General features: G+C 59.9%; 23 protein-coding genes and 1 pseudogene. 12 read left to right on the top strand and 12 right to left on the bottom strand.

What is annotated here, in order from left to right; translation table 11 throughout:
* Positions 1 to 56: 56 nt before the first annotated feature.
* From dmeF to moaE, 5 genes are all read left to right on the top strand, one after another.
* Positions 57 to 1088, top strand: a complete 1032-nt coding sequence (gene dmeF, locus D8779_RS02665) for a CDF family Co(II)/Ni(II) efflux transporter DmeF (protein WP_136662915.1) — start codon at positions 57 to 59, stop codon at positions 1086 to 1088.
* A gap of 301 nt (positions 1089 to 1389) precedes the next feature.
* Positions 1390 to 2781 carry a PhoH family protein gene (locus D8779_RS02660; RefSeq protein WP_136662914.1) on the top strand — a complete coding sequence of 464 codons (1392 nt, stop codon included), beginning with the start codon at positions 1390 to 1392 and terminating at the stop codon, positions 2779 to 2781.
* Between the two features lie 147 nt (positions 2782 to 2928).
* On the top strand, positions 2929 to 3417 hold the full coding sequence (gene moaC / locus D8779_RS02655; RefSeq protein WP_136662913.1) for a cyclic pyranopterin monophosphate synthase MoaC: 489 nt from the start codon (positions 2929 to 2931) through the stop codon (positions 3415 to 3417).
* Positions 3414 to 3656 (top strand): MoaD/ThiS family protein, encoded by a 243-nt coding sequence (locus D8779_RS02650; protein ID WP_136662912.1) that lies wholly within the window; start codon positions 3414 to 3416, stop codon positions 3654 to 3656. Before moaC ends, D8779_RS02650 begins: the two co-directional genes overlap by 4 nt.
* Positions 3657 to 3809: 153 nt before the next feature.
* Positions 3810 to 4268 (top strand): molybdopterin synthase catalytic subunit MoaE, encoded by a 459-nt coding sequence (moaE, locus tag D8779_RS02645; protein ID WP_136662911.1) that lies wholly within the window; start codon positions 3810 to 3812, stop codon positions 4266 to 4268.
* Here the strand turns inward: moaE and D8779_RS02640 are convergent.
* The 7 genes and pseudogenes from D8779_RS02640 to D8779_RS20990 all read right to left on the bottom strand — a co-directional run.
* On the bottom strand, positions 4260 to 7493 hold the full coding sequence (locus tag D8779_RS02640) for an EAL domain-containing protein (protein WP_136662910.1): 3234 nt from the start codon (positions 7491 to 7493) through the stop codon (positions 4260 to 4262). The two genes, moaE and D8779_RS02640, sit on opposite strands and share 9 nt — an antisense overlap.
* Entirely contained in the window at positions 7486 to 7947 is a 462-nt protein-coding gene (locus D8779_RS02635) for a response regulator (protein WP_136662909.1), read from the bottom strand. The genes D8779_RS02640 and D8779_RS02635 overlap by 8 nt, the downstream gene beginning before the upstream one ends.
* A complete protein-coding gene (locus D8779_RS20740; protein WP_240789673.1) occupies positions 7944 to 11363 on the bottom strand; it encodes a PAS domain S-box protein in 3420 nt (1139 codons plus the stop codon). The genes D8779_RS02635 and D8779_RS20740 overlap by 4 nt, the downstream gene beginning before the upstream one ends.
* A 76-nt stretch (positions 11364 to 11439) precedes the next feature.
* Positions 11440 to 11991, bottom strand: a complete 552-nt coding sequence (locus D8779_RS02620; protein ID WP_167492521.1) for a response regulator — start codon at positions 11989 to 11991, stop codon at positions 11440 to 11442.
* Entirely contained in the window at positions 11991 to 13340 is a 1350-nt protein-coding gene (gene nosR, locus D8779_RS02615; protein ID WP_136662907.1) for a response regulator c-di-GMP phosphodiesterase, NosR family, read from the bottom strand. Before nosR ends, D8779_RS02620 begins: the two co-directional genes overlap by 1 nt.
* A complete protein-coding gene (locus D8779_RS02610) occupies positions 13337 to 14257 on the bottom strand; it encodes an ATP-binding protein (RefSeq protein ID WP_420875592.1) in 921 nt (306 codons plus the stop codon). The genes nosR and D8779_RS02610 overlap by 4 nt, the downstream gene beginning before the upstream one ends.
* Before the next feature lie 141 nt (positions 14258 to 14398).
* Positions 14399 to 14620, bottom strand: a pseudogene (locus tag D8779_RS20990) (PAS domain-containing protein); the annotation flags it as partial.
* Positions 14621 to 14768: 148 nt separating this feature from the next.
* Here D8779_RS20990 and D8779_RS02605 point away from each other — a divergent pair.
* Positions 14769 to 15473, top strand: a complete 705-nt coding sequence (locus D8779_RS02605; RefSeq protein WP_136662905.1) for a DUF6901 family protein — start codon at positions 14769 to 14771, stop codon at positions 15471 to 15473.
* Here D8779_RS02605 and D8779_RS02600 read toward each other — a convergent pair.
* Together D8779_RS02600 and D8779_RS02595 are read right to left on the bottom strand one after the other, a co-directional pair.
* Positions 15470 to 15901, bottom strand: a complete 432-nt coding sequence (locus D8779_RS02600) for a group II truncated hemoglobin (protein ID WP_136662904.1) — start codon at positions 15899 to 15901, stop codon at positions 15470 to 15472. The genes D8779_RS02605 and D8779_RS02600 overlap by 4 nt on opposite strands.
* 61 nt (positions 15902 to 15962) lie before the next feature.
* Positions 15963 to 16907 (bottom strand): GlxA family transcriptional regulator, encoded by a 945-nt coding sequence (locus D8779_RS02595; protein WP_136662903.1) that lies wholly within the window; start codon positions 16905 to 16907, stop codon positions 15963 to 15965.
* Between the two features lie 135 nt (positions 16908 to 17042).
* Between D8779_RS02595 and D8779_RS02590 the strand changes: the two genes are divergently transcribed.
* The 3 genes from D8779_RS02590 to D8779_RS02580 all read left to right on the top strand — a co-directional run bounded on the left by D8779_RS02590 (position 17043) and on the right by D8779_RS02580 (position 18873).
* The gene (locus D8779_RS02590; protein WP_136662902.1) at positions 17043 to 17513 is read left to right on the top strand and encodes a nuclear transport factor 2 family protein; all 471 of its coding nucleotides are present in this window, start codon (positions 17043 to 17045) and stop codon (positions 17511 to 17513) included.
* Positions 17514 to 17549: 36 nt separating this feature from the next.
* Entirely contained in the window at positions 17550 to 17870 is a 321-nt protein-coding gene (locus tag D8779_RS02585) for a GIY-YIG nuclease family protein (protein ID WP_136662901.1), read from the top strand.
* Positions 17871 to 17937: 67 nt separating this feature from the next.
* Entirely contained in the window at positions 17938 to 18873 is a 936-nt protein-coding gene (locus D8779_RS02580; protein ID WP_136662900.1) for a glutathione S-transferase family protein, read from the top strand.
* Positions 18874 to 18934: 61 nt separating this feature from the next.
* Here the strand turns inward: D8779_RS02580 and yejK are convergent, their stop codons facing one another.
* On the bottom strand, positions 18935 to 19942 hold the full coding sequence (yejK, locus tag D8779_RS02575) for a nucleoid-associated protein YejK (RefSeq protein WP_136662899.1): 1008 nt from the start codon (positions 19940 to 19942) through the stop codon (positions 18935 to 18937).
* Positions 19943 to 20324: 382 nt separating this feature from the next.
* Here yejK and D8779_RS02570 point away from each other — a divergent pair, with 382 nt between their 5' ends.
* The gene (locus D8779_RS02570; RefSeq protein ID WP_136662898.1) at positions 20325 to 21935 is read left to right on the top strand and encodes a M28 family metallopeptidase; all 1611 of its coding nucleotides are present in this window, start codon (positions 20325 to 20327) and stop codon (positions 21933 to 21935) included.
* Positions 21936 to 22025: 90 nt separating this feature from the next.
* Here D8779_RS02570 and D8779_RS02565 read toward each other — a convergent pair whose 3' ends face one another.
* Entirely contained in the window at positions 22026 to 23354 is a 1329-nt protein-coding gene (locus D8779_RS02565; protein ID WP_136662897.1) for a TAXI family TRAP transporter solute-binding subunit, read from the bottom strand.
* Positions 23355 to 23519: 165 nt separating this feature from the next.
* Between D8779_RS02565 and D8779_RS02560 the strand changes: the two genes are divergently transcribed.
* Positions 23520 to 24365 carry a lipopolysaccharide kinase InaA family protein gene (locus D8779_RS02560; RefSeq protein ID WP_136662896.1) on the top strand — a complete coding sequence of 282 codons (846 nt, stop codon included), beginning with the start codon at positions 23520 to 23522 and terminating at the stop codon, positions 24363 to 24365.
* Positions 24366 to 24371: 6 nt separating this feature from the next.
* Here the strand turns inward: D8779_RS02560 and yjeH are convergent, their stop codons facing one another.
* Complete coding sequence (gene yjeH, locus D8779_RS02555; RefSeq protein ID WP_136662895.1) at positions 24372 to 25640, bottom strand: L-methionine/branched-chain amino acid transporter; 1269 nt, start codon at positions 25638 to 25640, stop codon at positions 24372 to 24374.
* Positions 25641 to 25769: 129 nt separating this feature from the next.
* On the opposite strand from yjeH, the gene D8779_RS02550 reads away from it, so the two are divergent.
* A complete protein-coding gene (locus D8779_RS02550; protein ID WP_136662894.1) occupies positions 25770 to 26189 on the top strand; it encodes an Lrp/AsnC family transcriptional regulator in 420 nt (139 codons plus the stop codon).
* Positions 26190 to 26191: the final 2 nt, after the last annotated feature.

Raw genomic sequence — 26191 nt, 5'->3', positions numbered from 1 at the left:
CCCAGGGGCCGCCACGGGGTTGTAGTTTGCCCAGGTCGAACTCTCAAGGAGCTACCATGACCGCTTGCAACCATTCGCGCTGGGAGCCTTCCCACAACTATCGCCCGCTGGAAACCACTGCCGAGCGCCAGGCTTGGCGCGTTGCTGCGCTAACCGGGGTGACCATGCTGGTGGAGATCGTCGCCGGCTATGCCTTCAACTCCATGGCCTTGCTCGCCGATGGCTGGCACATGGCCTCGCATATGCTGGCCATCGGCCTGACCGCGTTGGCCTACCTGCTGGCAAGGCGTTATGCCAATGATCCACGTTTTGCCTTCGGTACCTGGAAGATTGAGGTGCTCGCCGGTTTTGCCAGTGCCTTGTTGCTGGTCGTGGTGGTGACGATGCTGGCGTTTGAGTCGCTGTGGCGCTTATGGCAGCCGCAAACCATTACCTTCGACATGGCCCTGTGGGTGGCGGTGATCGGCCTGTTGGTCAATCTGGCGTCTGCCTGGCTGCTGCGCGACAGCCATGATCACGCCCATGGTTCCGGTCATGATCATCAGCCCGCCGCCGCGCATGCTCATGGCGATCACGATCACGATCACGATCACGATCACGATCACGATCACGATCACGATCACGCGGCGCCGCCTGCGGGGAAGGACCTCAATCGCCACGCCGCCTTTATCCATGTGCTGGCTGATGCGCTGACCTCAGTGGCCGCCATTCTCGCGCTCGTAGGGGGCATGTGGCTGGGCTGGGACTGGCTTGATCCGCTGATGGGGGTGATTGGTGCGGTGATCATCGCGGTGTGGGCCAAGGGCCTGCTGCTCGAAACCGGCAAGGTGCTGCTCGATCGCGAGATGGACAGCCCGGTTGTTGAGCGCGTGCGCAGCGCGTTGGCCCAGGAGACGGATACCGAACTCGCGGATCTGCACCTATGGCGCGTCGGCCGGGCGCAGTTCGCTTGCATCGTCAGCGTGGTGACCCATGGCGACGGTTCTGCGGATCGCTACAAGGCGCGGCTGGCGGGGATTGCGGAGCTGGTGCATGTGACCGTGGAGGTCAATCGCTGTGCTGCTGTGCACAAGGCAGGACGGGTTTGAATGGAAAAAAACGGCCGGCTCGAAAGCCGGCTGGACTTCCGACTTTAACGATGCATGCGCAGGTCGCCAAGCGCTATTTGTCGCTCCGACAAATAAACCTGCCGATGCGTAAAAAAATGTTTTTCTGTCATCTGAATAGGAGTAATTAAAAGGCAAGACCGCCGAACCCTGCAGACAGGTGGCGGCCACTGGCCCCCACCTTTTTGCAGCCTTCTCAGCCCCGGCACTGAGGAGTCGACGGCCCCTCCGCGGCGCAGTTTTGCCCCTGCGTTGCTTGGCTACTACAAGAAGGTGACCGAGTATGGATGACCACGGACGCTCCAAGCCCACCGCCCCAACCCTGTACGCCCTCGACACCAATGTGCTGATCCACGATCCCAACGCGCTGCTGAATTTTCAGGAGCACCACGTCGCCATCCCGATGACCGTACTGGAGGAACTGGACAAGCTCAAAACCGGCAAACAGGGCGTGGCCGCCGAGTGCCGCCAGGCCATCCGTCTGATTGACAAGATCCTCGGCAGCGCCAACCCGGATGAGGTGGAACACGGCGTTGCCATCCAGCGTGACAAGAGTGGCCCGTGCGGCTTTCTCTCGATTCTTATGAGCAAGAGCGCAGCACCGGTCACCTGGCTGCCGGAAGACCTCAACGACAACAAGATCATCAACCAGCTGGTGGAGCTGAAGTCCCGTCGCCCCGGCCTTAACGTGGTACTGGTGACCAAAGACATCAACATGCGCCTGAAAGCGCGCGCCTGTGGCATCGACTCGGAGGATTACCACACCGACCAGTTGGTCGACGATGTGTCGCTGCTGTCGCAGGGTTACCACAATATGAGCGGCTCTTTTTGGGACCGCGTGAACAAGGTGGAAACCCGTCAGGATCATGGCCGCACCTGGCACCGCGTGCAGCTCACTGACAACCTGCCGGCGGTGCACGTCAACGAGTTCATCATCGACGAACAGGGTTTTGTTGGCTGGATCAAGGGCATCAAACACGGCGAACTGCTGCTTCTCGACATGCACCAAGAACCCCTGATGCACCAGGAGGCTTGGGGGCTGCGCCCACGGGATATTTACCAGTCGTTGGCGCTGTTTGCCTTGCTTGATCCGGATATTCACCTGGTCAATCTGTCCGGTGCGGCGGGCTCTGGTAAAACCATCCTGGCCCTGGCGGCGGCCATTGAGCAGACCATGGTGACCAAGCGCTACCGGCGCATCATCGCCACCCGCAGCGTGCAAGGGCTGGATCAGGAAATCGGCTTTCTGCCCGGCACCGAAGCGGAGAAGATGGAGCCCTGGCTCGGCGCAATTACCGACAACCTTGAAGCCCTGCACATGGAGGACGAAAACACCCACGGCAGCGTCGACTACATCCTGCAAAAGGTGCCGCTGCAATTTAAATCCCTCAACTATATTCGCGGGCGTAGTTTCCAGCAGAGCCTGATCCTGATCGACGAATGCCAGAACCTCACGCCGCACCAGATGAAAACCATCATCACCCGTGCCGGTAATGGCTCCAAAGTGGTGTGCCTGGGCAACCTGGCGCAGATCGATACCCCTTACCTGTCGGCCCCCAGCTCCGGGCTGACCTACCTGACGGAGCGCTTCAAAGACTTTGAGCATGGCATGCACATCACCCTGCAAGGGGTGCCGCGTTCGATCCTCGCCGAGTACGCTGAAACCCACCTGTAATCGGTCCGTCCTCGCTCACCCTGCAGGCCTTTATGGCTGCAGGGCAGGGCGTCACTACAGCCTCTCGTCTGAATCCTTTGGCATTCACAGGTGCCGAAACTTGACCCCTGGGTTTACAATCGGCCGATACCCGCCTGGAGTCTGCCCGTGTTAACCCATCTCGATTCCCAAGGCCGCGCCAATATGGTCGATGTCAGTGATAAAGCCCTGACCGTCCGTGAAGCCGTGGCCGAAGCCCTGGTGCGCATGCGCCCCGAAACCCTGCAGATGATTACCCAGGGCGATCACCCCAAAGGCGACGTGTTCGCCGTGGCGCGTATCGCCGGTATTCAGGCGGCGAAGAAAACCAGCGACCTGATTCCGCTGTGCCATCCGTTGATGCTCACCAGCGTCAAGGTCGAGCTGACGCCTGAGGGCGTGGATGCCGTGCGCATCACCGCGCGCTGCAAGCTGACTGGGCAGACCGGGGTGGAAATGGAAGCCCTGACGGCCGCCAGCGTCGCCGCGCTGACCATCTATGACATGTGCAAGGCGGTGGACCGTGGCATGGTCATTGAGACTGTGCGCTTGCTGGAAAAAGTCGGTGGCAAGAGCGGCCACTTCAAAGTCGAGAGCGACGTGGGAGAGCAGGCATGATTCGCGTGCAGTATTTCGCCCGTTACCGTGAGGCCCTGGGCTTGGATGGCGAGCAGTTGAGTGGTGAGTTCAGTAGCCTCGATGAACTGCGTCAGCATTTGCTCAGCCGCGGCGGCGTGTGGGATGTGTTAGCCGAACAGAACCTGATGTGCGCGCGCAACCAGGAGTTGTGCAGCTTGGACGAACCTTTAGCGGCCGGTGATGAAGTGGCGTTTTTCCCCACGGTGACCGGCGGTTGAGGATAAAACCGTAGGATGGGTTGAGCGCAGCGATACCCATGCAGTTAGTTGGCCCTATGGTGGGTTACGCGGCGCCCCGGTTGCGCGGTCACTTTGCCGCCTGGTTTTGCGCCGCTAACCCACCCTACGCACCTCCCATACGAGAGCATTTTCATGAGCATTCGCGTCCAGTCGCAACCCTTCGATCCGGGCCTTGAGCTCAATGGCCTGCATGCCGCTAACCTGGGCGTCGGCGCGGTGGTCAGCTTTGTCGGCTACGTGCGCGATTTCAATGAAGGCCGCGAAGTGGGCGGGATGTTCCTGGAACACTTCCCCGGCATGACCGAGAAGGCTCTGGGCAAGATCGCCGAAGAAGCAAAAACGCGCTGGCCGCTGCTGAGCATCGAGATCATCCACCGCATTGGTCGCCTGGAACCGGGCGAGCCGATTGTATTTGTCGGCACCAGCAGCGCTCACCGTCAGGCCGCGTTTGATGCCTGCAACTTCGTCATGGACTACCTGAAAACCCGCGCGCCGTTCTGGAAGAAAGAAGACACCGCCGACGGCCCGCGCTGGGTCGAAGGGCGTTGCTCCGATCAGGTTGCTGTCGAGCGCTGGAAAACCTCAAGCTGAGGGCTGCTGCGGCGTTTGACTGTCGTGTGTAGTGTCCTTGCTGCGATGCTCGCGGAAGGCCTGGGTAATGATCTGGCGCAGCTGTTCGTCGTCCCAGGGCTTGGTCAGGAAGCGGTAGATGGCGCCCTGATTGATCGCGTCGGTAACCGATTTCAGGTCGGTATAACCCGAGAGCACGATGCGCATGGTGTCGGGGTGCAGGTCCTTGACCCGGCTGAAGAACTCGGTACCGCTCATCTCCGGCATGCGCTGATCGGAGAGAATCACCTGCACGTCGTGCTTGGCCAGCAGCTCGAAGGCATCCTGGGCGCGGGTCGCCATCAGGATCTTGTATCCGTCACGGCGTAGCAGGCGGGCCAGAGAGCGCAGGATATTTTCTTCGTCATCCAGCAGCAGCAGGGTCTGCGCAGGTTCACTGCCGCTTAACTGCGGCAGGCTAGGGGTTTGGGTCAGCATGCGTTCGCGGAGAAATACCTCAAGTTCGGCGAAGGGCATCGGTTTGGCGAAGTAATAGCCCTGGAACAGGTCGCAGTGGCTCCTCTTCAGAAAGGCGAACTGTGGCTCGGTTTCCACGCCTTCGGCGATCACCTTGAGCCGCAGGTGGTGGGCCATGGAAATGATCCCCTGGGTGATGGCGGCGTCGTGCTGGTCGCTGATGATTTCCTCGACAAAGGAGCGGTCGATCTTGACCTTGTCGATGGGTAGGCGCTTGAGGTAGTTAAGGCTGGAGAAACCGGTGCCGAAGTCGTCGATGGCGATCTTCACCCCGAGGGTTTTCAGCTGATGTAGGGTGTCGATCGCCTGCTCGGCATGGTTGAGCAGCACCCCTTCGGTGATCTCCAGTTCCAGCCGCTCGGCGCTGAGTTGGTGCTTGTGCAGCACCGCCTGGATGCTCTCGACGAAGTTGCTGCGTTGGAAGTGGACCGATGAGATATTCACCGCCACTGTTGGCCCGCTCATACCTCGCTCGCAGAGTTGGTGCATCTGTCGGCAGGCGGTGTCCAGTACCCAGGCGCTGAGAGGGATGATCTGCCCGGTATCTTCGGCTATGGGGATAAACAGGGCGGGTGGAATAAAGCCTTTCTCGGGATGGTTCCAACGCAACAGGGCCTCGACTCCCACCACACGGCCGGTGCGACCGTCGATCTGCGGTTGGTAGTAGAGGTCGAACGCCTGGCTATCCAGAGCCTTCTGCAGCTCGTTACGCAGGGTCATCCGCTCGCCGACGCGCTGGTTGAGATCGTTGGTGTACCACTGGTAATTGTTACGGCCTTCCTGCTTGGCCTTGTACATGGCCAAGTCGGCCTGCTGGATCAGTTGTGTCGGCTGCGCCAGCAGGCCGTCGCTGAGGGTGATGCCAATACTGGCGGTGACGTGCAGATCTAGGCCGGCCACCCGGTAGGGCCGCGCGATGTCGCTAAGCAGGCGCTCAGCCACCTGTAGCACGTCCTCTTCGCGGGCCAGGTCCGGTAGCAGTACCAGGAATTCGTCACCACCCATGCGTGCTACGGTATCGCCTGGTCGCACCTGGGCGCAGAGGCGCCGGGCCACTTCGATCAAAATCTGGTCGCCGGAATGGTGACCGATCGAGTCGTTGATCGGCTTGAAACCGTCCAGGTCGATAAACATCACCGCCAGGCTGCGCTGGTAGCGCTGGGAAATCTGGCAGCCCTGGCGCAGGCGGTCTTCCAGCAGAGCACGGTTGGGCAGGCCGGTGAGCACATCATGGCTGGCGTTGAAGCTTAGTTCGGCCTGGTAGCGCTTTTGCTCGCTGATGTCGTTCTGTACGCCAATAAAATGGCTGACCTGGCCCTGCTCGTCGAGTACCGGAGAGATATACAGATCGTTCCAGAATGGGCTGCCATCCTTGCGGTAATTGCGCAGCACCACATGCACTTCAACCTGTTGTTTCAGGCTGTGGCGGATCAACGCCAAGGCCGGTTGATCGCGCTCGGCATCCTGTAGAAAGCGGCAATTACGCCCTAGCACCTCGGCCTCGGCGTAGCCGGTGATACGTTCAAACGCCGGATTCATGTAGATGATCGGCTGATCTTCGGCTCGAGCGTCGGTGATGATCACACCATTAAAGATGGACTCCAGGCCGCGCTGATAAAGGCGTAGTTGTTTCTCCGCCTGCTTGCGCTTACTGATATCGCGCAGCGATAACAGTTGCACCGGCTGTCCCTCCCAGTCGGTCTGCGAGCGGTGAATCTCGACGTCCAGATGCGTGCCGTCCGTCGGCAGTTGCCACTCTAGTAACTCGTCGTCGCACTCGGGCAGATCGATGTGTTGCGCCTGCAACTCTGTCAGGTTGTTCTGAAATAGCTGCTCGGCGGCGGGATTGGCGTAGCGCAGCTGGCCTTGGGCATCGACCACCAGCAGAGCGTCGCGGGTGTCGTTGAGTAGCTTGCGGAACGACAGTTCGCGGCGGGCGGCGAGCCGATGGGCTTTGTGCTTGTCCGTGACGTCGATGGCCAGAACCAGAAAGCAGGGCTGCCTATCGAACTCGAAGTCATGCACCAGTACCTCGGCGTACAGCTCATGACCGTCTTTGTGCAGGTAGGCCCAGATTCCGGCCTGCGGATCGACAACTGGGGCGTCGCGCAAGGTGGCGTTGTAATAGGCGAGAAAGCGCGTTTGCTCTTCGAGGCTGCGGATATCCAGCACGCTCATGTTCTTGAACTCGGCCTGGGAGTAGCCCAGTAGGCGGCTGGCGGCGAGGTTGGTGGCCTGGAAGCACAGGGTGTTCTTGTCGAGCACCCACATGGCTTCCGGGTTGGCTTCGAACAGCAGGCGGTAGCGGTGTTCGCTGTCGGCCAGCTCGGCACTGGCCAGGCTACGGTCGATGGCGTAGCGGATGCTGCGCCGCAGTTGGCGGTTGTCGAACTGGCCCTTGACCAGGTAATCGGCTGCGCCCAGCTCGATGGCGCTAGTATCCAGGTGAGAGTCGCCCTGGCCGGTGAGCAGGATGATGGGTTTGACCACGCCGTGCTGCAGGGCGTTGTCAATCAGCTCCAGACCGGAGTCCGCGCCCAGGCGGTAGTCCACCAGATAGAGGTCGTATTCCTGGCGCAGCACCAGCTCCAGACCCTGCTGGAAGTTGTTGCACCACTGCAGCTCGATCTGGATGTCCGGGTTCTGCCGCAGAAGGTCGCGGGTGATGATGAAGTCGTCCTCATCGTCATCGATCAGCAGCAGTTTCCAGCCTGATGCGATTCTATTCATTGCGGGTTCCGTCCATGGGCAGCTCGACGATTTCCAGCCAGTAGCGACCAAGGTTTTGTACCACCTCAAGCAGGCTGCTGAAGCTGATCGGCTTGGTGATAAAGGAGTTCACTCCTATAGCGTAGCTACGCCGGATATCTTCGTCGGCCGAAGAGGTGCTGAGGATCACCACGGGGATGCTGCGCAGGAGGCTGTCGCTCTTGATCGCCAGCAGGGCTTCGCGGCCGTCCATGCGCGGCATATTGAGGTCGAGGAGGATCAGCCCCGGTAGCGGATAGCGCGCGGGATCTTCATAGGGTGGGCGGCGCTTGAGGTAATTCATCAGCTCTTCGCCGTCATGGACGAAATGCAGGGGGTTATGGATGCGGCATTCCCTGAAAGCCTCACGGGTCATCAGGCAGTCGTCCTGATCATCGTCGGCAATCAGGATCTGCACCAGTTGGGTTGTAGTCATAGGCTGGCACTGCCTAGAGTGGGAAAAGTGACACGAAATACGCTGCCCTGGCCGACGACGCTATTGGCCGTAATGCGTGCGCCGTGGCGCTTGGCGATTTTCTTGGCGATGGCCAGGCCTATGCCGGTGCCTGCGTATGCTTCGCGACCGTGCAGGCGCTGAAAGGGGTTGAAGATGCGGTCGAGGTATTTCTCGTCGAAGCCGATGCCGTTGTCGGCGATGCATAGGGTCCAGTGCGTGACGTGCGGCGCCTCCATATAAATACGGATCAGCGGGTGGTTTCCGGGTGCCTGGAACTTCAGGGCATTGCTCAGCAGGTTTTGCAGCAACTGGCGCAACTGGCTGGGGTCGCCCAGCACCTTTGCTAGTGGCGGGTATTCGATGAGTGCCTGGCTCTGTTCGATGGCGGCTTCCATATCCCCGAGCACCTCGCCAAGCAACTGGTTGAGGTCCAAGGGCTGCAGGGGCTGGCCACGGGTATTGATCCGCGAGTAGTTGAGTAGGTCGGTAATCAGCGCCTGCATGCGCGCCGCAGCCGAGGTCATGCGCTGCAGGTAGTCGCGGCTTTCGTCATCCAGCGCCGTACTGCGGCTGGTCAGGCGCTCGGAGAAGGCCTGGATCTTGCGCAATGGTTCCTGCAGGTCGTGGGAGGCGACAAAGGCGAACTCCTGCAGCTCCTTGTTGCTGCGCTCCAGTTCGAGCAGGGTCGCCTGCAGCTCCTGCTGGGTCTGGCGGCGCTCGCTGACATCCTTGGCGATGCCGAAGATCCCGACTATTTGCGCATCGACCATGATCGGCAGATTGGTCACGTCCAGGGTCAGGGGCCTGTGTTGGCGGTCCTGCAGCTGTGTTTCATAGTGCTGGGGGGTGCCAGCGCTGGCCGCCTGCAGGTGTTCGCGGATCTGCGCCTGCTGCTCGCTGGCGATCAGAGCGGTGAAATGCTGGCCAATGATCTCGGCTTCGCTGAGCCCCAGCAGTTTCTGTCCAGCATCGTTGATGCTGAGAAAGTTGCCCTGCAGGTCGAAGGAAAATACGGGGTCTGGGTTGAAGGCGAATAACGAGCGAAAGCGTTGCTGGCTTTCTTGCAGGTGGCGACGGTCGGCCGCCCGGGCGATGCCGATGGCCGCCAGTTGGGCGGCGGTAGCCAAGTGCTGGATCTGTTCGTCGTCCGGTACCCGGGGCTGGCGGTAATAGACGCCGAAGGTGCCCAGGCCTTTGCCGTCGTGGGAAATCAGCGGGAACGACCAGCAGGCCTGGAGGCCGTGGCTCAGGGCCAGGTCGCGGTGGTCCTGCCAGAGCGGATCGCTGCGGATGTCTGCGCTGATCACCAGTTTCAGTTGGTAAGCCGCCGTGCCGCAGCTACCGCAGCTGGGCCCTATAGTCAGGCCGTCGATGGCCTGACTATAGGGCAGTGGCATGTTCGGTGCGGCCCCGGTGTGCAGATGCTGCCCACTGGCGTCGAGCAGCAAAACCGAGCATAGGGCTTCGGGTTGCTGGGCCTCGATCATCAGGCAGAGAGCCTCAAGGGTTTCGCTCAGCGGTCGGTCATTGGAGATCATGCTGAGGATATCCCGCTGGTTTTCGGTGTAGGCCTCGTTCTGAATCAGGGGGGTGATGTCATGCGCTACGGCGAAAAGGGTCTGGTCCGGAGTTGACCAGTCGACGGTCCAGTGCACATGCACGATGCATCCGTCGCGATGGCGGCAGCGATTGCGAAGCGTGTAGCTGGCGCGGGCGTGCATGCTGGCGATGATTTCCTCCTGTGTCTGCTGGCGGTCTTCGGTCAGTACTAGTTCGAACAAGGTCCGGCCGATCAGTTCCTCGGCCCGGTAGCCGAAGAGCTTTTCGCAGGATGGGCTGAGCTCATGGAAGCGGCCCTGACGGTCGATGGAGCAGAACACGTCGTGGGTGAACTGCATGATTTGCTGGTTCAGGTTCTTCGTGCGCAGTTGCAGGGCCAGGGTTTGCTGCAGGTCCTGGTTGGCGTTTTGCAGCAGCTGCGAGCGCTCGGTTGCCAGCCAAGCCAGGCGCTGGCTGAGCAGCAGGAAGAAGCTCAGGGTTAGGCCGAAGAGAAGGGTCAGGGTAGCCAGGTGTTTAGCGGCACTCAGGGCCTGAGGGTTGTTGACGTAGGCACTCAGGTGCCAGGTCTGGCCGTGGGGCAGCAGCAAGTTCTGCTGGCTCACCAGGGTGGCGTATTGGATGGGACCATCGGTTGAGTCATACAGCAGCTGATTACCTTCACTGGCGTGCACGATAAAGCCCTTTAGATCACGGTTCAGCAGGCTGTCCAGTACGCCGGCTACGTTGAGGTTGGCGACCAGCAATAACGGCGGCTGACCGGGTACACGCAACGGGCTGGCGATCAGCGTATTGCGCACGCTGGCATCGCCGTAGTCGCGGGTCTGGCCAATCTGCGGATGGTTGCCGTCGCGCACCTGCTGCAGCCAGTTGTGCTGTTCGGTATCGGCGATAAACTTCTGCAGCCAGGCGCTCTGGGTTGCAGTGCGGGCTTCAAGGCGACTCGGCTCAAGGTTGTGATCGAGCAGCGCCAGCAGCTCCAGGTTGGGGAAGTCGCGCAGGTAGCTGTGCGCTTCTTGCTGCCACAAACGGGTGGTGGGCATGCGTCCGACTGTCTGCCAGCGATCGGCCATGCGCTGCATCAGTGCCAGGTGGCTCTGCAGCTCCTGAGTCGTGGCGCTTGCGGTCTTGGCGAGTAGCAGGTCGCCCTCGCGAGTGAGGACGTTGATCGCTTGCGTGCTCAGCAGGTACCAACTGCTGCAGGCGAGCAGGGTGCCTAAGATACCGGCGCTGAGGGTGCGCGGATCGAGCAGGTCCTGTTCTTCGCGTGGGCGCAGGCTAAGCAGAATGATGCTCAGGCCGATGCACAGAACGAAGAGGTTGGCGACATGGGTCGAGTCGTACTTGAAACCCAGGCGTATGAGGCCGAGCGCCGGCCAGCTGTCGGCTAGATGCGAGAGTACGGCGAGGAGCATCAGCGCGCCGCCAATCAGCAGGGCGCAGCGCCTGGCTAGGTGTGCACCCCCGCTCAGGTACAGCGCCAGGGTGGCTAGCAGCATGCTTAAGGCCAGGCTGTTGCGCATGCGCAGAAAGCCGCTGAACCAGGACGTATCGATGTCCGCACCACCCGCCAGCAGGTTGTGCAGCAGGCTATAGAGGGTCAGCGCGACCAGTAAGGTGGCCAGCAGATTGCGCGCCGCTATGGCCTGCCGGGCTGCAGCGAGCATCAACCCGCCCATCAGCACCGACATTAGCGCACTGTCGGGCAACAGCACTACGTTGTGACGGGTTGGCTGTTCGAGCAGCAGGTAACCGATCAGGCTGATCGCGCCCATGCAGAGCATGGCGAGTGCCAGCACATGCAGATAAGCGGCGACGATCAGGTGGCGGGTGTGCATGGCTCCTCCTGAAATGGTTGGGAAAACCCGCTTGGTCCAGCGCGCATCCCTGATCAGGCAAGGGGGCTGTGTCTGGCTAGTCGCGGCACCCAGATTCATCCGGTTCGTCGAGGTCAAGCAGGATCGCGCCCTGAGCGTCGCGTCTGACCTGAGTGATGCCTGGGTATTCATTCTCCAGGCGCAGCAGTTCCTGTTCCTGCTGTTCGATGGCCGATTGCTGGCTGCGCACTTTGGCCAATAAACGTTGGTTTTCGACGCGCAGCATGTAGAGGTCGATGGCCGATTTTATTGCGATCTCGAACTCGTAGTCGTCCCAAGGCTTAGAGAGAAAGCGGTAGATTTCGGCCCGGTTGATCGCCTGCATCATCGACTGGCGATCGCCGTGTGCGCTGAGCATCATGCGGATGGCATGGGGCTGGCGCTGCTTGGCGAATTGCAGGTAGGTGATGCCGTCCAGATTGGGCATCTGGTAGTCGGAAATAATCACCGCGAACTCATGTTCGGTGAGTGCTTCCAGCGCCGCCTGGCCATCGCTGTAGCTGTGCACCTCCCAGCGATGCGGGCGCAGCACGCGTTGCAAGGCCTTGAGCATGTGCGGCTCGTCGTCCAACAGTTGGATCTTGATCATCAAGGCTCTCCGTCTGAGCTGGGTGGCACGGCTTCGGCTTTACGCACGAACAGGGTGTAGCGGCCCCCTTCGGTTTTCTCGAAGGCAATCAGTTTGTCGATCAGCAAACGGTTCAAGATTTTGCCCTCGTTGAGTAGCAGCATGCCGCTTTCCGCCTGGAGGTTGCGCGCGAGGATCATGCCTGGCTGCAGATGGCGAGTATCCAGCGCCAGGATGCTCGGGTCGGCCAGGGCCAGGTCGGGAGCCAGGGTGGTGCACAGCTCGGTAAAGCGCTCGCAGAGCTGCGGATCATAGAGCTGGCCGCTGTACTTGCGGATCAACAGCAAGGCCGCATCGCGACTCAGCCGGCGTTCCAGCACCAGGCCGCGCTGCAGCTCGATAAAGTCCACCGCCAGCTTGAGCAAACGTGAGCCCAGCGGAATGGCGTCGCCAGCCAAACGGTCGGGGAAGCCTTTGCCGTCCCAGCGCTCCTGATGGTGGCGGATTAGCAGGCCGGCGTCCTTGATCGGCTCCAGGGTCATCAGCAGGCTTTCCCCGACTATCGGGTACTGCCGGTAGCGCGCGCGCTCATTCTTGTAAAGCAGGTCGGCGGGGCGCTGCAGCAGTTGGTCGTCCCAGGTCAGCTTACCGATGTTGTAGAGGGCGGCGGCCATCGCTAGGTCATGGCTGATGGACTCGTCGAGCTGTTGCTGCTCGGCGTAGGCCTTGACCAGGGCGATAACCTGGGCATTGGTCTGCTGCTCCCTGCCCAGGCGCTGGCCTACCAGGCTGGCGAACACCTCGGTGGCGGTGACGTAGCTGCGACGCAGTTCGGCATAGGCCAGGTCGAGCATGTCGGCGGTCTGTTCGACCTCAGCGGTACGATCGCGCACGCGCTGTTCGAGGGTGGCGTTGAGCATGTGTAGGCGCTGGTTCTGCTCCAGGGTGAGCTGCTCCAGGCGCAGTCGTTCGCGTTCGGAGCGCTGGAAGGCCAGGGCTTGGCCGATGATCAGTCGCAGTTCATGGTCGTCCCAGGGCTTGCTGATATAGCGATAGATTTGCCCTTCGTTGATCGCTTTGACCGTGGTGGTCAGATCGGCGTACCCGGTCAGCAGGATGCGCAGACAGTCCGGCCAATGCTGCTGCACCTGGGCCAGCAGCGCCGCGCCGTCCATGCCCGGCATGCGCGCATCGGAAATCACCAGGTCGATAGGCTGCTCGGCGAATAGCTGCAGCGCCGCTTCGCCGCTGTTGCAGGTCAGCAGCGTGTAGGGCTCGTTGCGCAGCACCCGACGCAGGCTGTTGAGGATGTTCTCCTCGTCATCGACCAGTAGCAGGGTGGCGAGTTGCGGATTCTCGGCGGCATTCATGGCTGGGCTACGTCCGGTTGTGGCCGGACATTGGCCTGACGGATTGGCAGATTGATGCGAAAGCGCGTGCCGATATTGGGCTGGCTGTATACCTCGATGCGGCCGTTGTGTTTCTGCACGATGTTGTAGGACAGCGCCAGGCCTAGGCCCGTGCCTTTACCGACCGGTTTGGTGGTAAAGAAGGGCTCGAAGATGCGGTTGAGCAGTTTGGGCTCAATGCCCTTGCCGTTATCTTCTACTTCGATCCAGGCCCAATCGTTATCGCAGCCGGTTCGTAGGGTGATGCGGCCGAACTCGTCCATGGCGTGGGCGGCATTGACCAGCAGGTTCATCGTCACCTGGTTGATCTGCGACAGGATGCACTCAACCTCGGGCAGCTCGCCGTACTCCTTGATCACCTCGGCTTTGTATTTGAGCTCGTTGTTGACCACGTTGAGGGTGGTGTCTAGGCCCCGGTGCAGGTCGGCCGGACGGAATTCGTCTTCGTCGATATGGGAGAAGTCCTTGAGGGCGCTGATGATGCGGGTGACCCGGTCAATGCCGTCTTCCGACTCACTGATCAGGGCCGCCACATCGCCGCGAATGTAGTCGTATTCCAGTTGGCGCTTGAGTTGGCGCAGTTCATCAAGGCCGCCTGCCGTATCTACCGCATCCGCGATCTTCAACAGGTCTCGGACATAGCCGTCGAGGGTCTTGAGGTTGGAGAACACATAGCCGATGGGGTTGTTGATTTCATGGGCCACCCCGGCGGCCAGCTGGCCGATGGCCGCCATCTTCTCTGATTGCAGCAGCTGGCTATTGGCGGTTTCCAGCTTGCGCAGCAACTGGTCCTGCTCGGTCTGTTTGTTGCCCAAAGCCTTAAGTGCGACGCGCAGCTGCTCGTTGCCTTGGGCTGCCGCGCTGGTGTCATACACCATCAGACCAAAATGCGCGATCCCATCCTGGGTGGCGAAGGGGAACAACAGCGTGCTCTGCAAAGTCAGCAGGCTGGACTCGTTGCCTGCAGTCTGCAGCTGCAGCAGTGGCATTTGCAGCCAGTGGTTGTAGACATGGCGGCCCTGGTCACGGGCCAGTTCGATGCTGCGGTTGAAATCGGCCGCATTGGCTTCCGGGAAGACGTCTATCAGGGGTCGTCCGCAGGCTTGCTCGAGTGACGTGGCGCAGCGCTCGCTTACAAAGTGGTTCCAGTACTGAATCCGCAGATTATTATCCAGCACTATGATCCCGAGGTGGATATTGCCGATTAGGGCGCAGAGCAGTTGAGTCGTGAATCCTTCCATAGCAAGCTCCTTTGACGCTGTGACTGGACTCTTGGGCTAGAGTATTAGTCGAATCACTCAGGGTGGCCAGTATTCGGGCGCCATAAATATGGCGCTCGTGGCTAGGTGCTATCTACTGCGCTGTTTAGCCAGAACGTAAGGTTAGACCATGCCACATGTCGAAAGGGACAGACTGATTAGCTACCGCTTCACCTTCGCTGACGGGAAGGCGCTCGAACACGTCGTCGATCTGCAGGGGCAGGTCGCTCCCGCCGAAGCGGCAGGCTGGACTCGTCTGGACTTTCAGCAGTGTGCGCATTGCCCCTTGTCAGTCGAACAAAGCTCGGTCTGTCCCTTCGCTGCGGCCTTGCAGCAGCCGATCAGCATGCTCTCCAGCTATGCTTCCTTCGAGCCGGTGGAGGTTCTGGTGCGCTGGCGTGACCGGGAAATTAGCCAGACCACCACCTTGCAGCGCGCAGTCGGATCATTGCTTGGTGCCGTCGGCGCGGCTAGCGGTTGCCCGCATACCCGGCTACTCAAGGCTATGGCCTGTTTTCATCAGCCATTCAGCGGCAGCGACGAGACCCTATTTCGGGTATTGGGTAGCTACTTGCTGGGCCAGTACCTGCGCACGCAACATGGCCTGGCCGCAGACTGGGACCTGCAAGGGCTGCGCACGGTTTATCGCAATCTGCGGCTGGTAAACCAGGGTATGGCTCAGCGTCTGAGGTCCGCTGCCGAGCAGGACTCCAGTGTCAATGGCCTGGTCCTGCTCGATCTGTTGGCCGCCGATACTCTGTACAGCCTCGACCAGTACGACGGTCAACTCGACCGCTTCTTCTCTGAGTACCTTGAAGACGAACTGGCGGGTTAATGGGCAGAGCAGGTATCGCCATGTCGGTTGCGGCTGGCCTGCACGATCCGCTGCGCCGGTACGCGTAGTTGGCTTAGCAGGTACTCGGCAAACGCTGCGGGGTAGGGCTGCAAGGCAATTGCCTGCGCCATGCAACTGAGCCAGCTCTGACTCAGTTGCTCGCTGATTGGCCACTGTGCGTGAAAGGCCGGGATGGCAATGGCGCCATATTTCTCGCTATATAGCTTGGGCCCACCGAGCCAACCGCTGAGAAAGCACGCGAGTTTGTCGCTGGCCAGCTCCAGGCTTTCAGCATGCAGGCTGCGCAGTTTGGCCGCTTCAGGCCGCTCATCCATCAACCGGTAGAAATCTGCGACCAAACGGCGCAAACCATCGATGCCGCCTGCGGCCTGATAAGACGCGTCGGCTGTGCCATAGGTGTTGCTCATGCTATGTCCTCGAATAAACCCGGTGTAGGTCGCTTGATCCGTTGCCAACGTTTATACAGCCTCACCCAGCCTGTAGGCGCTTGCGAAACGTCCCTGGGCTTTCCCCGCAGAGTTGTTTGAACAACTTGGCAAAGGTGGCACGGTCGGCGTAGCCAACCTGGGCGGCGATCTGTTCCAGTGATTTGCTGCCGCGCAAGGCGCGCTGCGCCGCGCTGATGCGTACACGTTGCAGGTAATCGTTGGGCGTCAGTCCGGTACTGGTTTTGAAGCGCCGCAGCAACGTACGTGATGAGCAGTTAGCCTGGGCCGCCAGGCGAGGCATGTCGATGTGTTCGCCATGATGGTTGTGCAGCCACTGCAACAACGGCGCAAGCGGGCAGTTAGCGCGGGTGGGCGGCAGCAGGGGGGCGAAGCGTGACTGATTGCCGCGAGCGGTATCGAAGACCAACGCATTGGCCACCTGCTGCGCCAGTGCCTCGCCGCCATGTTGGCGGATCAGATGCAGGCACAGGTCGAGCCCTGCATGCGCCCCGCCGGAGCTGAGCAGGCGACCGTCCTCGCACACCAGCTGTTCAATCTGTAGGTTGACCAGCGGGAAGCGCTGGCGGAACTGGCTGGCCAGTACCCAGTGCGTGGTAACGCGGCGGCCGTCGAGTACCCCAGCTGCGGCCAGCAGCACGGCGCTGCTGCACAGGCTGGCAAGTTGTTGCTGCGCTGGGCGCTGCGCCAGCCAGGGTAACAGTGCGGAATTGGTGGCCAGGGTGCTGTCGATAGCGCTGCCGCTGGCAGGCAGCAGCACCACATCAGCATCCTCGGCCAGACGCAGATCGCCGTCGACCTGAATCTGCGCAAAGCCCAGGTCGACAGCCTCGCCGTCCAGGCTGACGCGGGTTAATGCAAACAGGCGCTGTGCGGCCAGACGATTGGCCAGGGTGAAGGCATCCATGGCCAGGCTCAGGCTGGAGCACACCGTTTGCGGGCAGACATACAAGGCAATCTTCAGCATGGTGTGTTCGCGGCAGACAGATTTGGCGATTATTGACACAAGAATGTCTTTTACGCCAATCGCCTGGCCGGCGCTTTAGGCCAATACTGGCTGCAATCTCCCTATTATTTAACTGCCTATCCGGAGTTCCGCCCCATGAGCCATGCCAACGCCGAACTGATCACCCGCTTCTATCAGGCCTTCCAACAGCTGGATGCAGAGACCATGGCCAGTTGCTACGCCGATGATGTGCACTTCAGTGACCCGGTGTTTACCGATTTGCGCGGTGCGGCGGCTGGGGATATGTGGCGCATGCTGTGCAGCAAAGCGCAGGATTTTTCCCTGAGCTTTGACGGCGTGACGGCGGACGACCACAGCGGCCGGGCGTGCTGGGTGGCCACCTACACCTTCAGTCAGACCGGTAACACGGTGATCAACCATATCGAGGCCAGCTTCCGCTTTCGCGATGGCCAGATCATCGAGCACCGCGATCACTTCGACTTGTGGAAGTGGGCGCGCCAGGCCTTGGGGGCTAAAGGTTTGTTGCTGGGCTGGGCGCCTTTTGTGCAAAACGCGATTCGCCAACAGGCGGGCAAAGGTTTGGCGGCGTTTCAAAAGAGTCGTTAAGCTCGCGGTCTTGTCCATTATTGGTTGATTGGCCTGATGTCCGATTCACCTGCTGAACTGACGGTTGCGCCAAACAAAGCCTGGTTTGTCTACCTGGTGCGCGCGGCCAATGGTGCCTTGTATTGCGGCATCAGCGACGACCCACACAAGCGTTTTAGCAAACATCAGAGCGGCAAAGGTGCGCGCTTCTTTCACTCAAGCCCCGCTCAGGCGCTGGTGTATATCGAAGCCTGTGCCGGCAAAGGCGATGCGCTGCGCCGTGAGCGGGCCATCAAAGGCCTGACCAAGGCTGCTAAAGAGGTGCTGGTCGCTTCCGCGCCTGTTATCGCCGTGGTTGATAACGCACCATCAGGCTGAGCGGGTAGGCCGATAGCGTCGGCGCGGTTAAGCTGCATGTCTACCCCAAAACCTTGCGGAGCCTGCCATGCACGAGTTGATCCTGCACCATTACCCGACTTCGCCCTTCGCCGAGAAGACGCGCTTGATGCTCGGTTTCAAGCAGCTCTCATGGCGCTCGGTGATGATCCCGCCGATCATGCCCAAACCCGATCTGACCGCGCTGACCGGCGGCTACCGCAAAACGCCTGTGCTGCAGATCGGCGCGGATATCTACTGCGACAGCGCGTTGATTGCCCAGCGCCTGGAAGCAGAAAAGAGCACCCCTGCACTGTTGCCAGAAGGCCAGGCATTCAACGTCGCCTCGTTTGCCCAGTGGGCCGACTCGCAGGTGTTTCTGCATGCCGTGAGCCTGGTGTTCCAGCCTGAGTCGGTCGCTGCACGTTTTGGTAAATTGCCACCTGAGATCCTCAAGACCTTTATTGCCGACCGCTCGACGTTGTTTAACGGCGGCTTGGCCACCCGTGTGCCGCTGGAAGTGGCCAAGCATCAGTGGCCGACGATCATGGCGCGCTTGCAGCAGCAGCTTGAGCGCGAACCAGGTGACTTCCTGTTTGGTGAAGCATCGCTGGCGGATATCGCCATGGCGCATTCATTGTGGTTCCTGCGCGGTACGCCGGTGACGGCGCCGCTGGTTGATGCCTACCCTGCTGTAGCCACCTGGCTGGCGCGCGTGCTGGATTTTGGCCATGGCTCGTTCAGCGACATGAGCGGGGAAGAGGCCATCAGCATTGCCCGTGATGCCACCCCGGCAGCGCTGCCGAGTGCAGCCTTGGCTGATCCGAATGGTTTTGCTGTTGGTCAGCAGGTGGCGATCTCCGCCATCGACTATGGCGTTGATGCGGTTGAAGGCGAGTTGGTGTTCTGCGGCAGCGAAGAGCTGATCCTGCGTCGCGAAGACCCGCGCGCCGGCACCGTGCATGTGCACTTCCCGCGCATGGGGTTTGCGATCAAGGCTAGTTAATCGCTTGCGTTACACAGCAAAACGCCCGGTATTGCCGGGCGTTTTGCTGTGTGGTGATGGCTCAGTTTTTCCGACGTTTTAACTGGTCGGTGAGCTGCGTTGGCAGATTGCGAATCACCAAGGTGTCGCTGCTTTCGTCGTACTCGATCTTCGAGCCCAACAGGTGTGCTTCGAAGCTGATCGACAAGCCTTCGGCACGACCGGTAAAGCGCTGAAACTGGTTGAGGGTGCGCTTGTCCGCAGGGATTTCCGGAGACAGGCCGTAATCTTTATTACGGATATGGTTGTAGAAAGCTTGGGGGCGTTCTTCGTCGATCAAGCCGGATAACTCAGTCAAGGTCATTGGCTCGCCCAGCTTGGCCTGGCTGCTGGCATAGCCGACCAGGGTCTTGGTCTTCTCGCGAGCCTTTTCTTCGGGCAGGTCTTCGCTTTCGACGAAGTCGCTGAAGGCTTTGAGCAGGGTGCGGGTTTCACCGGGGCCGTCGACGCCTTCCTGGCAGCCGATAAAGTCGCGGAAGTATTCCGAGACCTTTTTGCCGTTCTTGCCTTTGATAAACGAGATGTACTGCTTGGAGTTGGCGTTATTGCGCCACTCGGAGATGTTGATCCGCGCCGCCAGATGTAACTGGCTCAGGTCCAGGTGCTTGGCAGCGGTCACGTCCAGCGCATCATTCACTGCCACGCCTTCGCTGTGATGCAGCAGGGCAATCGCCAAGTAATCGGTCATGCCTTGCTGGTAGTGGGCGAACAACACATGGCCGCCGGTGGACAGGTTGGATTCCTCCATCAGCTTTTGCAGCTGCTCCACGGCCTGGCGGCTGAAGGCGGCGAAATCCTGACTCTCATCCAGATAAGCTTTCAACCAGCCGCTGAACGGGTAAGCGCCGGACTCTTCATGGAAGAAACCCCAGGCTTTGCCCTGTTTGGCGTTATAGCTCTCGTTAAGGTCAGCGAGCATGTTTTCGATGGCTTGCGAGGCGCCCAGCTCGGTGTCGCGGGCATGCAGCACAGCGGGCGTGCCATCGGGCTTCTTGTCGATCAGGTGGACGATGCAGTGGCGGATCGGCATGGGGTAGGTCTTCAGGTCAGTCGCAGGGCGTGTGATGGCTCCTCGGTTATTGGCGAGGCCGATACGGAGCCGATCTACAAAATGTGCACAGAGTTTACCTGAGTACGGGGCTCTCTCCATCTGTTCGCGCGCTACACGGGGCTGTTCACGCTCCTGAAACCGGCCTGTGGAATTCAATAAGCTAATGGCCAAATGCTGGCCAATTACTCTTATGTTCGTCGATAAGTTCTTATTTTCAAGAAATTTGTAGATATCAGTTCGCGAAGATGAATATCCACGTCTAGGTTATCTAGCGTCCACACGACGCAGTAAAAGGACGTATCGCGGCGGTGTCACAAGCGCTGCCGCACCTAAAAAGCTCCATATATGGATTGGAGGCAACATGCATAACAAGACTGTGAAAAGCGGTTTATTGGTCGCAAGCCTACTGGCGGCGGTCTCGGGTCAAGTGCTCGCCGAGTCGAACAAAAATAGCAGCCAACTGTTTAATGCGTTTTGGAGCCCGACGCGCTTGGGACCTTTGGAATGCCGTTTCGGCCTGCTCAATAGCACGGCCCTTGGGTTACCGCGCTGTATGCAGGCGAGTAACACCGCCATCCACCTGCAAATGTTCAAGGACATTGCCCAAGCCAACGGCGGCAACCGCGCCGCAGGTCTGCCCGGCTACCAGCGCTCGATCGATTACGTGAAATCCACCCTGGAAGGCGCCGGTTATCGGGTTGAAGTTCAGCCGTTCCCCTTCACCGCTTACTACCCACAAGGGCCAGGCGAGCTGCAAGCCTTGGCACCTACCCCGACGCAGTTCGAGTGGGAGGTGGACTTCACCTACTTGTCGCAAACTGAAGACGGTGATGTCAGTGCGCGGGTGGCTGCTGTCGATATCGCCTTGGGTGCAGGTAACCTGTCGAGCAGTGGCTGTGAAGCCGAGGACTTTGTCGATTTTCCTTCTGGCTCAATTGCCTTGCTGCAGCGCGGCACCTGTAATTTCCAACTGAAAGTGGAGAACGCCGCTGCGGCTGGTGCCTCAGGGGTAATCATCTTCAATCAGGGCAATACGGAAGACCGAAAAGGCTTGCTCAACGCCACCCTGGGCGATAGCTATGCCGGCGGCATTCCAGCCTTCTTCGCCACCTATGATGTCGGTGTTGGTTTGGCGCAAAGCGCAGAGACGCAGGTGCGCATGCTGGCCGATGTAGTGCGTGAGCGCACACAGACCTTCAACCTTATCGCTGAGAGCCGCCATGGCAATGCCAACAATGTGGTGATGGCCGGGGCTCACCTTGACTCGGTATATGAGGGTGCAGGCATCAACGACAACGCTTCAGGCAGCGCCGCGTTGCTGGAGTTGGCGTTGCAGCTGCAAAAGGTGCGGCCGAAGAACAAGCTGCGCTTCGCCTGGTGGGGTGCTGAGGAGTCGGGGCTGGTGGGTTCTACTTACTATGTCGAGCAGCTGCCCGCAGAGCAGAAGAGCAAGATCAAGGCTTACTTGAACTTCGACATGATCGCCTCGCCAAACTTCGCCTACTTCATTTATGACGGTGACGGCTCTGCGTTCGGCCTACAAGGCCCGCCCGGTTCTGCAGCCATCGAAAAACTGTTCGAGGAGTACTACAAATTGCGCGGTTTACCGTCCGAGGGTGATGAAATCACCTTCCGTTCTGATTACGCGCAGTTCTTCCAGGACGGCATCGCCTTTGGCGGGTTGTTTACGGGGGCAGAGGTACTGAAAACCCCTGAGCAGGCGAACCTTTATGGAGGTACGGCGGGGGTTGCACTTGATCCTTGCTACCACGACAGCTGCGATGATCTGAACAACATCGCGCAGCGCGCCTTGGAGATCAATGGCGATGCCATGGCCTTTGTGACCAGTTGGTTGTCGGCCTCTACGAAAGCGGTCGATGATCAAATCGAAGCCGCTAAGGCTGAGAAGAGTATGGCGCGCAGTGTGCAGCGCTACGACATCACCCACTGGGGCAAGCACTGGATCAAGTGATCAGTTGAACCCAAAACCCCGCCAGTGCTTAGCGCTGGCGGGGTTTTTTGTGGCCACGCAATCGCCTCAGGCAAGCTACGCGCCTTGCTCTTAGGCGCCGGTGCTCAGCTGGCGCTGCTTCAGGGCCTGCAACCGTTCGATCATGTAGCGCAGGTGCATATGCAGCTGGTATAGCTCGTTGGAGTAAGACAGTGGCACTTCGACCCGCGCCAGCTCGTCTTCCAGTTTTTCCAAGCGGGCGATCTCGGCGCTCAGATCGTTGGGCAGGTCGCCCTTGTACAGTTGCTGGTCAATCTCGCGCAGGTACTTGTACCAGCGATAGATACGCGCACGGATACGCCATTGGTAGATCGGGCCGATGGCTTTGAACAGCGGGAACAGCAGCACCAGTAGCGGGATGGCGAGGATGATGTAGCGGTCGGCCAGCGAGGCAATGCGAAACGGCAGGTAGCGCTGCAAAATCGGCAGGCCCTTGGCGTAGTAGTACTCGGCCTCATTCAGAATCGGCAGCGACAGCGGTGGCCGAGCCGGATAACTGCCGGCCGGGTCGAGCAGGCTGCCATTTTTCAGTACGGTTTTGGCCGCTTCCAGAATCAGTGGGGTTAGCGAGGGATGAAAACCTTCGCCGGCGGCCAGGGTGGCGACTGGGCCGAGGGTAGCGATGTCGCTGCTCGGTACGTTGTGGGCCAGGTCGAGCATGCCTTCACCAACCTGCAGCTGGCTCAAGTAGGGCAGGCGCGCCAGGTAGGCATCAATGCGGCGCAGGCCGGCCAGGTGTATTGTCGGTTCGGCGGCCAGGTGCTGCAGCAGCACATTTTCCGCCGGCCCGATGAAGAAAGCCGCGTCCAGATTGCCAGCCACCAACTCATCGGCGGCGCGGCGGCCTCCCAGTTGCTGCCACTGTGTGGGGTATTGCGCCGGTTCAATGCGATTAGCCGCGAACAAGGCGGCGGTCACCGCCTGGGTGCCGCTGCCCTGTGAGCCGATAGCCAGGCGCAGTTGCATCAGGTCAGCCAAGCGTTCGAACTTCACCTCGTTGGCTAGAAACAACCACAACGGCTCGCGGTACATCACGCCGAGCCCGAAAATCTTGTCGCGCTGTTCATCATCCAGCGTCAGTTCTTGGCCGCTCTGAACGAGAGCCAGCTCGACCTCGCCAGCTGTGAGTTTGCTCAGGTTGTCCTCTGAGCCGGAACTTGGCACGAGCTCCAGGGTGAACCCCTGCAACGCCAGCTCAGCCTGCAGGCGCACCCCCAGCGCGTGATAGCCGCCGCCTTCGCTACCGGTGGCCAGGCGCGCATGCATAGGTGGCGGCGGGGCGACGAAATAGAACAGTGCACCGACCAGGCCGGCAATGACCGGTACCAGCCACAGGTTAGTAAGGATGAGAATTTTCAGGTCATGAAAAATGCGGCGCATGGTCTGTCCTTGTAATGTCTAGGGGACAGCATAGCCGGAAGTTATTTTCTGTTTTCAATGAGCTGTAGAGGATTGTCGTATGTCGCAAGAAAGATACAAGTGTGAAAATTTCGTTGCTCGATTAATGGTGCATGGCTATCTTGCGCTTCTTAAAAAGGGGCGGTTATGCAGTATTTGGGCGCATATAAACGGATTTTTAACCATCAGGCGCGGCTGCGGGATCTGACCCTGCATGTACGGGATGAAGCTTGCGCAGACATCTTGTCGCCTATAGCTGATTTGCTAGGGCGGCGCGGCCATGAGCCATTGCGTGGGAGCTTGACGCGTTGTCTCAGCGGTTCTCGCTCTCGCTTCTTCGTCAAGACCCAGAAAATCGACAGTTTGCCCTCGCGCCTTCGCGCGAGTTTCGGTTTGCAACGATCCGATGGCGGGCAAACCTGGCTAGTTGCCGAGCTGCGTAATAGCGTCGAGGCATACCGCCGTGGCGCTCCGGTTCCTCAGGTAGCCGGTTTTGGGTACCAGCGCCGAGGGCGAGGACTTGTGCGAGAGTTTTTCCTGATCAGTGAAATGCTGGATGGTCATGTCAATGGGATGGATTGGGTGCAGGTTCCCGGTACTGACATCGAGTCTTTCCTGCTTCGTTGTTTCGATCTGTTCAGACAATTACATGAGCGAGAAATTTTTCATCTTGATCTGTGGTTGGCAAACATCATGCTCAATCCAGCTCAGCCTGAGCAGCTACGCGTCGTCGATCTGGAAAATTGCCATATCGGCATGCCTCTGCACTTTGCTGAGGCACTAGGCTTCCAGTTCGGGTTCTTCTACTTCCGCTTTGTTCGGGAATACATCAGCGAGGCGCGCTACGACGAATTGGTAAGGGCTGCTCTGGAAGCCTATGAGGGGGTCGACAAGGAGCGTTTCAATCATCTCTATGATATCGCCAAACACCAGACAACCAGCCGCAAGAAACGGCGGCGGTTGATTTTGCGGGGTGTAGTGCCAACCAAGTAGGGGCGTTTATGTGTGCCTGGGGGTAGTGGTCCGGCTGTATTGCTGGCGCAAAAAGCTGAAGCTTGTGAGCAGTGCCAGCAGCCCTAGGGCATACAATGCATCCATACCCAGGGCGAGTAACACCAGCATGCACAGCAGGGCGCTTATACCGGCTAGCCAACGCCAGATGCCGCGCAGCAACACCCAGCCGGCGGCCATGCTGAGCAGATAGATCAGCACAAAGTTGCCGTTGGCATAGCGGATCAAGTCATCCACCGTCAGGTTGAGCACGCTGGCCAAGCTGGCGCACAGGGCGCAGCTGAGTATCACCAGCAGCAGGGCGCGCGCCGGTACGCCGTGGCGGTTGCGCTGGGCCAGGCTGTCCGGCAGCTTGCCTTCGTCGGCCAGGCTCCAGATCAGCCGGGCAAAGCCCTGCATGTACACGTTCATTGAAGCGAAACAGGCCAGGTAACCGACTGTGGCGGCCAGCCTGCGGGCTTTTTCGCCGAGCAATAGATCGAGCAGGCGCGGCAACGAGGCAGCGTCCGTTTGCACGTCACCATAAGCCTGGAAGCTCAGCACCGCGACCGAGCAGGCCCAGTACACCAGCCCCGCCAGCAACACGCCGAACAGCAAGGCCAGGGGGAAGTCGCGCTCGGGGTTCTTGAACTCCTCGCCCATATGAGTAAAGGCTTCGATGCCGACGAAGCACCAGAACATTACGCCCAGCGCGGCCGGCAGCAACGGCCAGGCGCCCTCAATGGGCGGTAACAAGGGTTGGCTGTTGACAGGTAAATCGCCGACCCACCAGATCAGCGCAATGGTGCCGATAATCGCCACCGCGATAGCGCCTTGAATCAACCCGGAAGCCTTGGTCGGGCGTTGCCCAAGGAAAAACAGAGCGGCCAGAGTGGCCAGCTGAATAGCCAGCGCTTGCCCGCGACTTAGCTCGAATACTGCCTGCCAGAAGCCGCTGGCGATACTTAGCGCAGCCGGTAAACCCACGGGTAGTACGGCGAGGAACAGCCAGGCACTGAGACGCTCCATGCGTGGGCCGAATGCCCGGCCAATCAGGTGCGGTGCGCCGCCTGCATGTGGGAAGCGCCGCCCCAGTTGGGCAAAGGTAAAGGCCACCGGCAGTACCAGGGCGATCAGTAGCATCCAGGCCCATAGAGACGCCTCACCCGCCGCAGTGGCGGCTAGCGCTGGAATCACGAAAATTCCGGTGCCGAGTAGCGAGGTGCTCAGCAGGCCAATCCCTTGCAGCAGGCCCAATTCCTGGTTCAGACGACTCATGTTGTATGCTCTGGCGTTTTGCCGGCTATGGTAGGGCTCCGCCCTGCAAAGCGCCGCTGTAGAAGCGTCGGCGTTATCCGGCAAAGTGACGGAATTGGCCGTCGAATTACCTTTTTCCGAGAAAGCTCCGTGGACAAGTTCGATCAACAGATACTCGCCCTGTTGCGCGCCGATGCGCGTTTACCGGTCAGTCAGATTGCCCGTGCGGTCAACCTGTCGCGTTCGGCCGTCAGCGAGCGGATTCGCCAGCTGGAAATCAACGGTGTAATCAGCGGCTACCACGCCCAGGTCGCGATGCCTGGCGAGGCGGCGATCAAGGTCTACTTGGAGCTGTTCTATAGCGGTGGGCGCTGCGAGCACTATGTCGAGTTGATGCGCGTTTTCCCCGAAGTGCGCCGCTGCAGCGGCATCAGCGGCGAGACAGACATGTTGGTGTATATCGAAGCCCCCACGATGCAGCGCTTTAGCGAGGTGCGCGGTGAGATCGAAAATTTCCCCGGCATGCAAAAGGTGAAGACCCATATGGTGGTTAAGGATTGGACCTTTTGACT

The sequence above is a fragment of the Pseudomonas leptonychotis genome, from assembly GCF_004920405.1.
Lineage (GTDB): Bacteria > Pseudomonadota > Gammaproteobacteria > Pseudomonadales > Pseudomonadaceae > Aquipseudomonas > Aquipseudomonas leptonychotis.
This window is presented reverse-complemented; position numbering and strand designations above follow the sequence as displayed.

Coding starts and splice junctions, on each gene's coding strand:
- D8779_RS02660 (WP_136662914.1), top strand. CDS start 1,390: ATGGATGACCACGGACGCTCCAAGCCCACCGCCCCAACCCTGTACGCC.
- D8779_RS02595 (WP_136662903.1), bottom strand. CDS start 16,907: ATGCTGAAGATTGCCTTGTATGTCTGCCCGCAAACGGTGTGCTCCAGC.
- D8779_RS02640 (WP_136662910.1), bottom strand. CDS start 7,493: ATGAATAGAATCGCATCAGGCTGGAAACTGCTGCTGATCGATGACGAT.
- dmeF (WP_136662915.1), top strand. CDS start 57: ATGACCGCTTGCAACCATTCGCGCTGGGAGCCTTCCCACAACTATCGC.
- nosR (WP_136662907.1), bottom strand. CDS start 13,340: ATGAATGCCGCCGAGAATCCGCAACTCGCCACCCTGCTACTGGTCGAT.
- D8779_RS02650 (WP_136662912.1), top strand. CDS start 3,414: ATGATTCGCGTGCAGTATTTCGCCCGTTACCGTGAGGCCCTGGGCTTG.
- D8779_RS02610 (WP_420875592.1), bottom strand. CDS start 14,257: ATGGTGTATGACACCAGCGCGGCAGCCCAAGGCAACGAGCAGCTGCGC.
- yejK (WP_136662899.1), bottom strand. CDS start 19,942: ATGCCGATCCGCCACTGCATCGTCCACCTGATCGACAAGAAGCCCGAT.
- yjeH (WP_136662895.1), bottom strand. CDS start 25,640: ATGAGTCGTCTGAACCAGGAATTGGGCCTGCTGCAAGGGATTGGCCTG.
- D8779_RS02620 (WP_167492521.1), bottom strand. CDS start 11,991: ATGATCAAGATCCAACTGTTGGACGACGAGCCGCACATGCTCAAGGCC.
- D8779_RS02580 (WP_136662900.1), top strand. CDS start 17,938: ATGCACGAGTTGATCCTGCACCATTACCCGACTTCGCCCTTCGCCGAG.
- D8779_RS02600 (WP_136662904.1), bottom strand. CDS start 15,901: ATGAGCAACACCTATGGCACAGCCGACGCGTCTTATCAGGCCGCAGGC.
- D8779_RS02570 (WP_136662898.1), top strand. CDS start 20,325: ATGCATAACAAGACTGTGAAAAGCGGTTTATTGGTCGCAAGCCTACTG.
- D8779_RS02605 (WP_136662905.1), top strand. CDS start 14,769: ATGCCACATGTCGAAAGGGACAGACTGATTAGCTACCGCTTCACCTTC.
- D8779_RS20740 (WP_240789673.1), bottom strand. CDS start 11,363: ATGCACACCCGCCACCTGATCGTCGCCGCTTATCTGCATGTGCTGGCA.
- moaE (WP_136662911.1), top strand. CDS start 3,810: ATGAGCATTCGCGTCCAGTCGCAACCCTTCGATCCGGGCCTTGAGCTC.
- D8779_RS02585 (WP_136662901.1), top strand. CDS start 17,550: ATGTCCGATTCACCTGCTGAACTGACGGTTGCGCCAAACAAAGCCTGG.
- D8779_RS02560 (WP_136662896.1), top strand. CDS start 23,520: ATGCAGTATTTGGGCGCATATAAACGGATTTTTAACCATCAGGCGCGG.
- D8779_RS02590 (WP_136662902.1), top strand. CDS start 17,043: ATGAGCCATGCCAACGCCGAACTGATCACCCGCTTCTATCAGGCCTTC.
- D8779_RS02635 (WP_136662909.1), bottom strand. CDS start 7,947: ATGACTACAACCCAACTGGTGCAGATCCTGATTGCCGACGATGATCAG.
- D8779_RS02565 (WP_136662897.1), bottom strand. CDS start 23,354: ATGCGCCGCATTTTTCATGACCTGAAAATTCTCATCCTTACTAACCTG.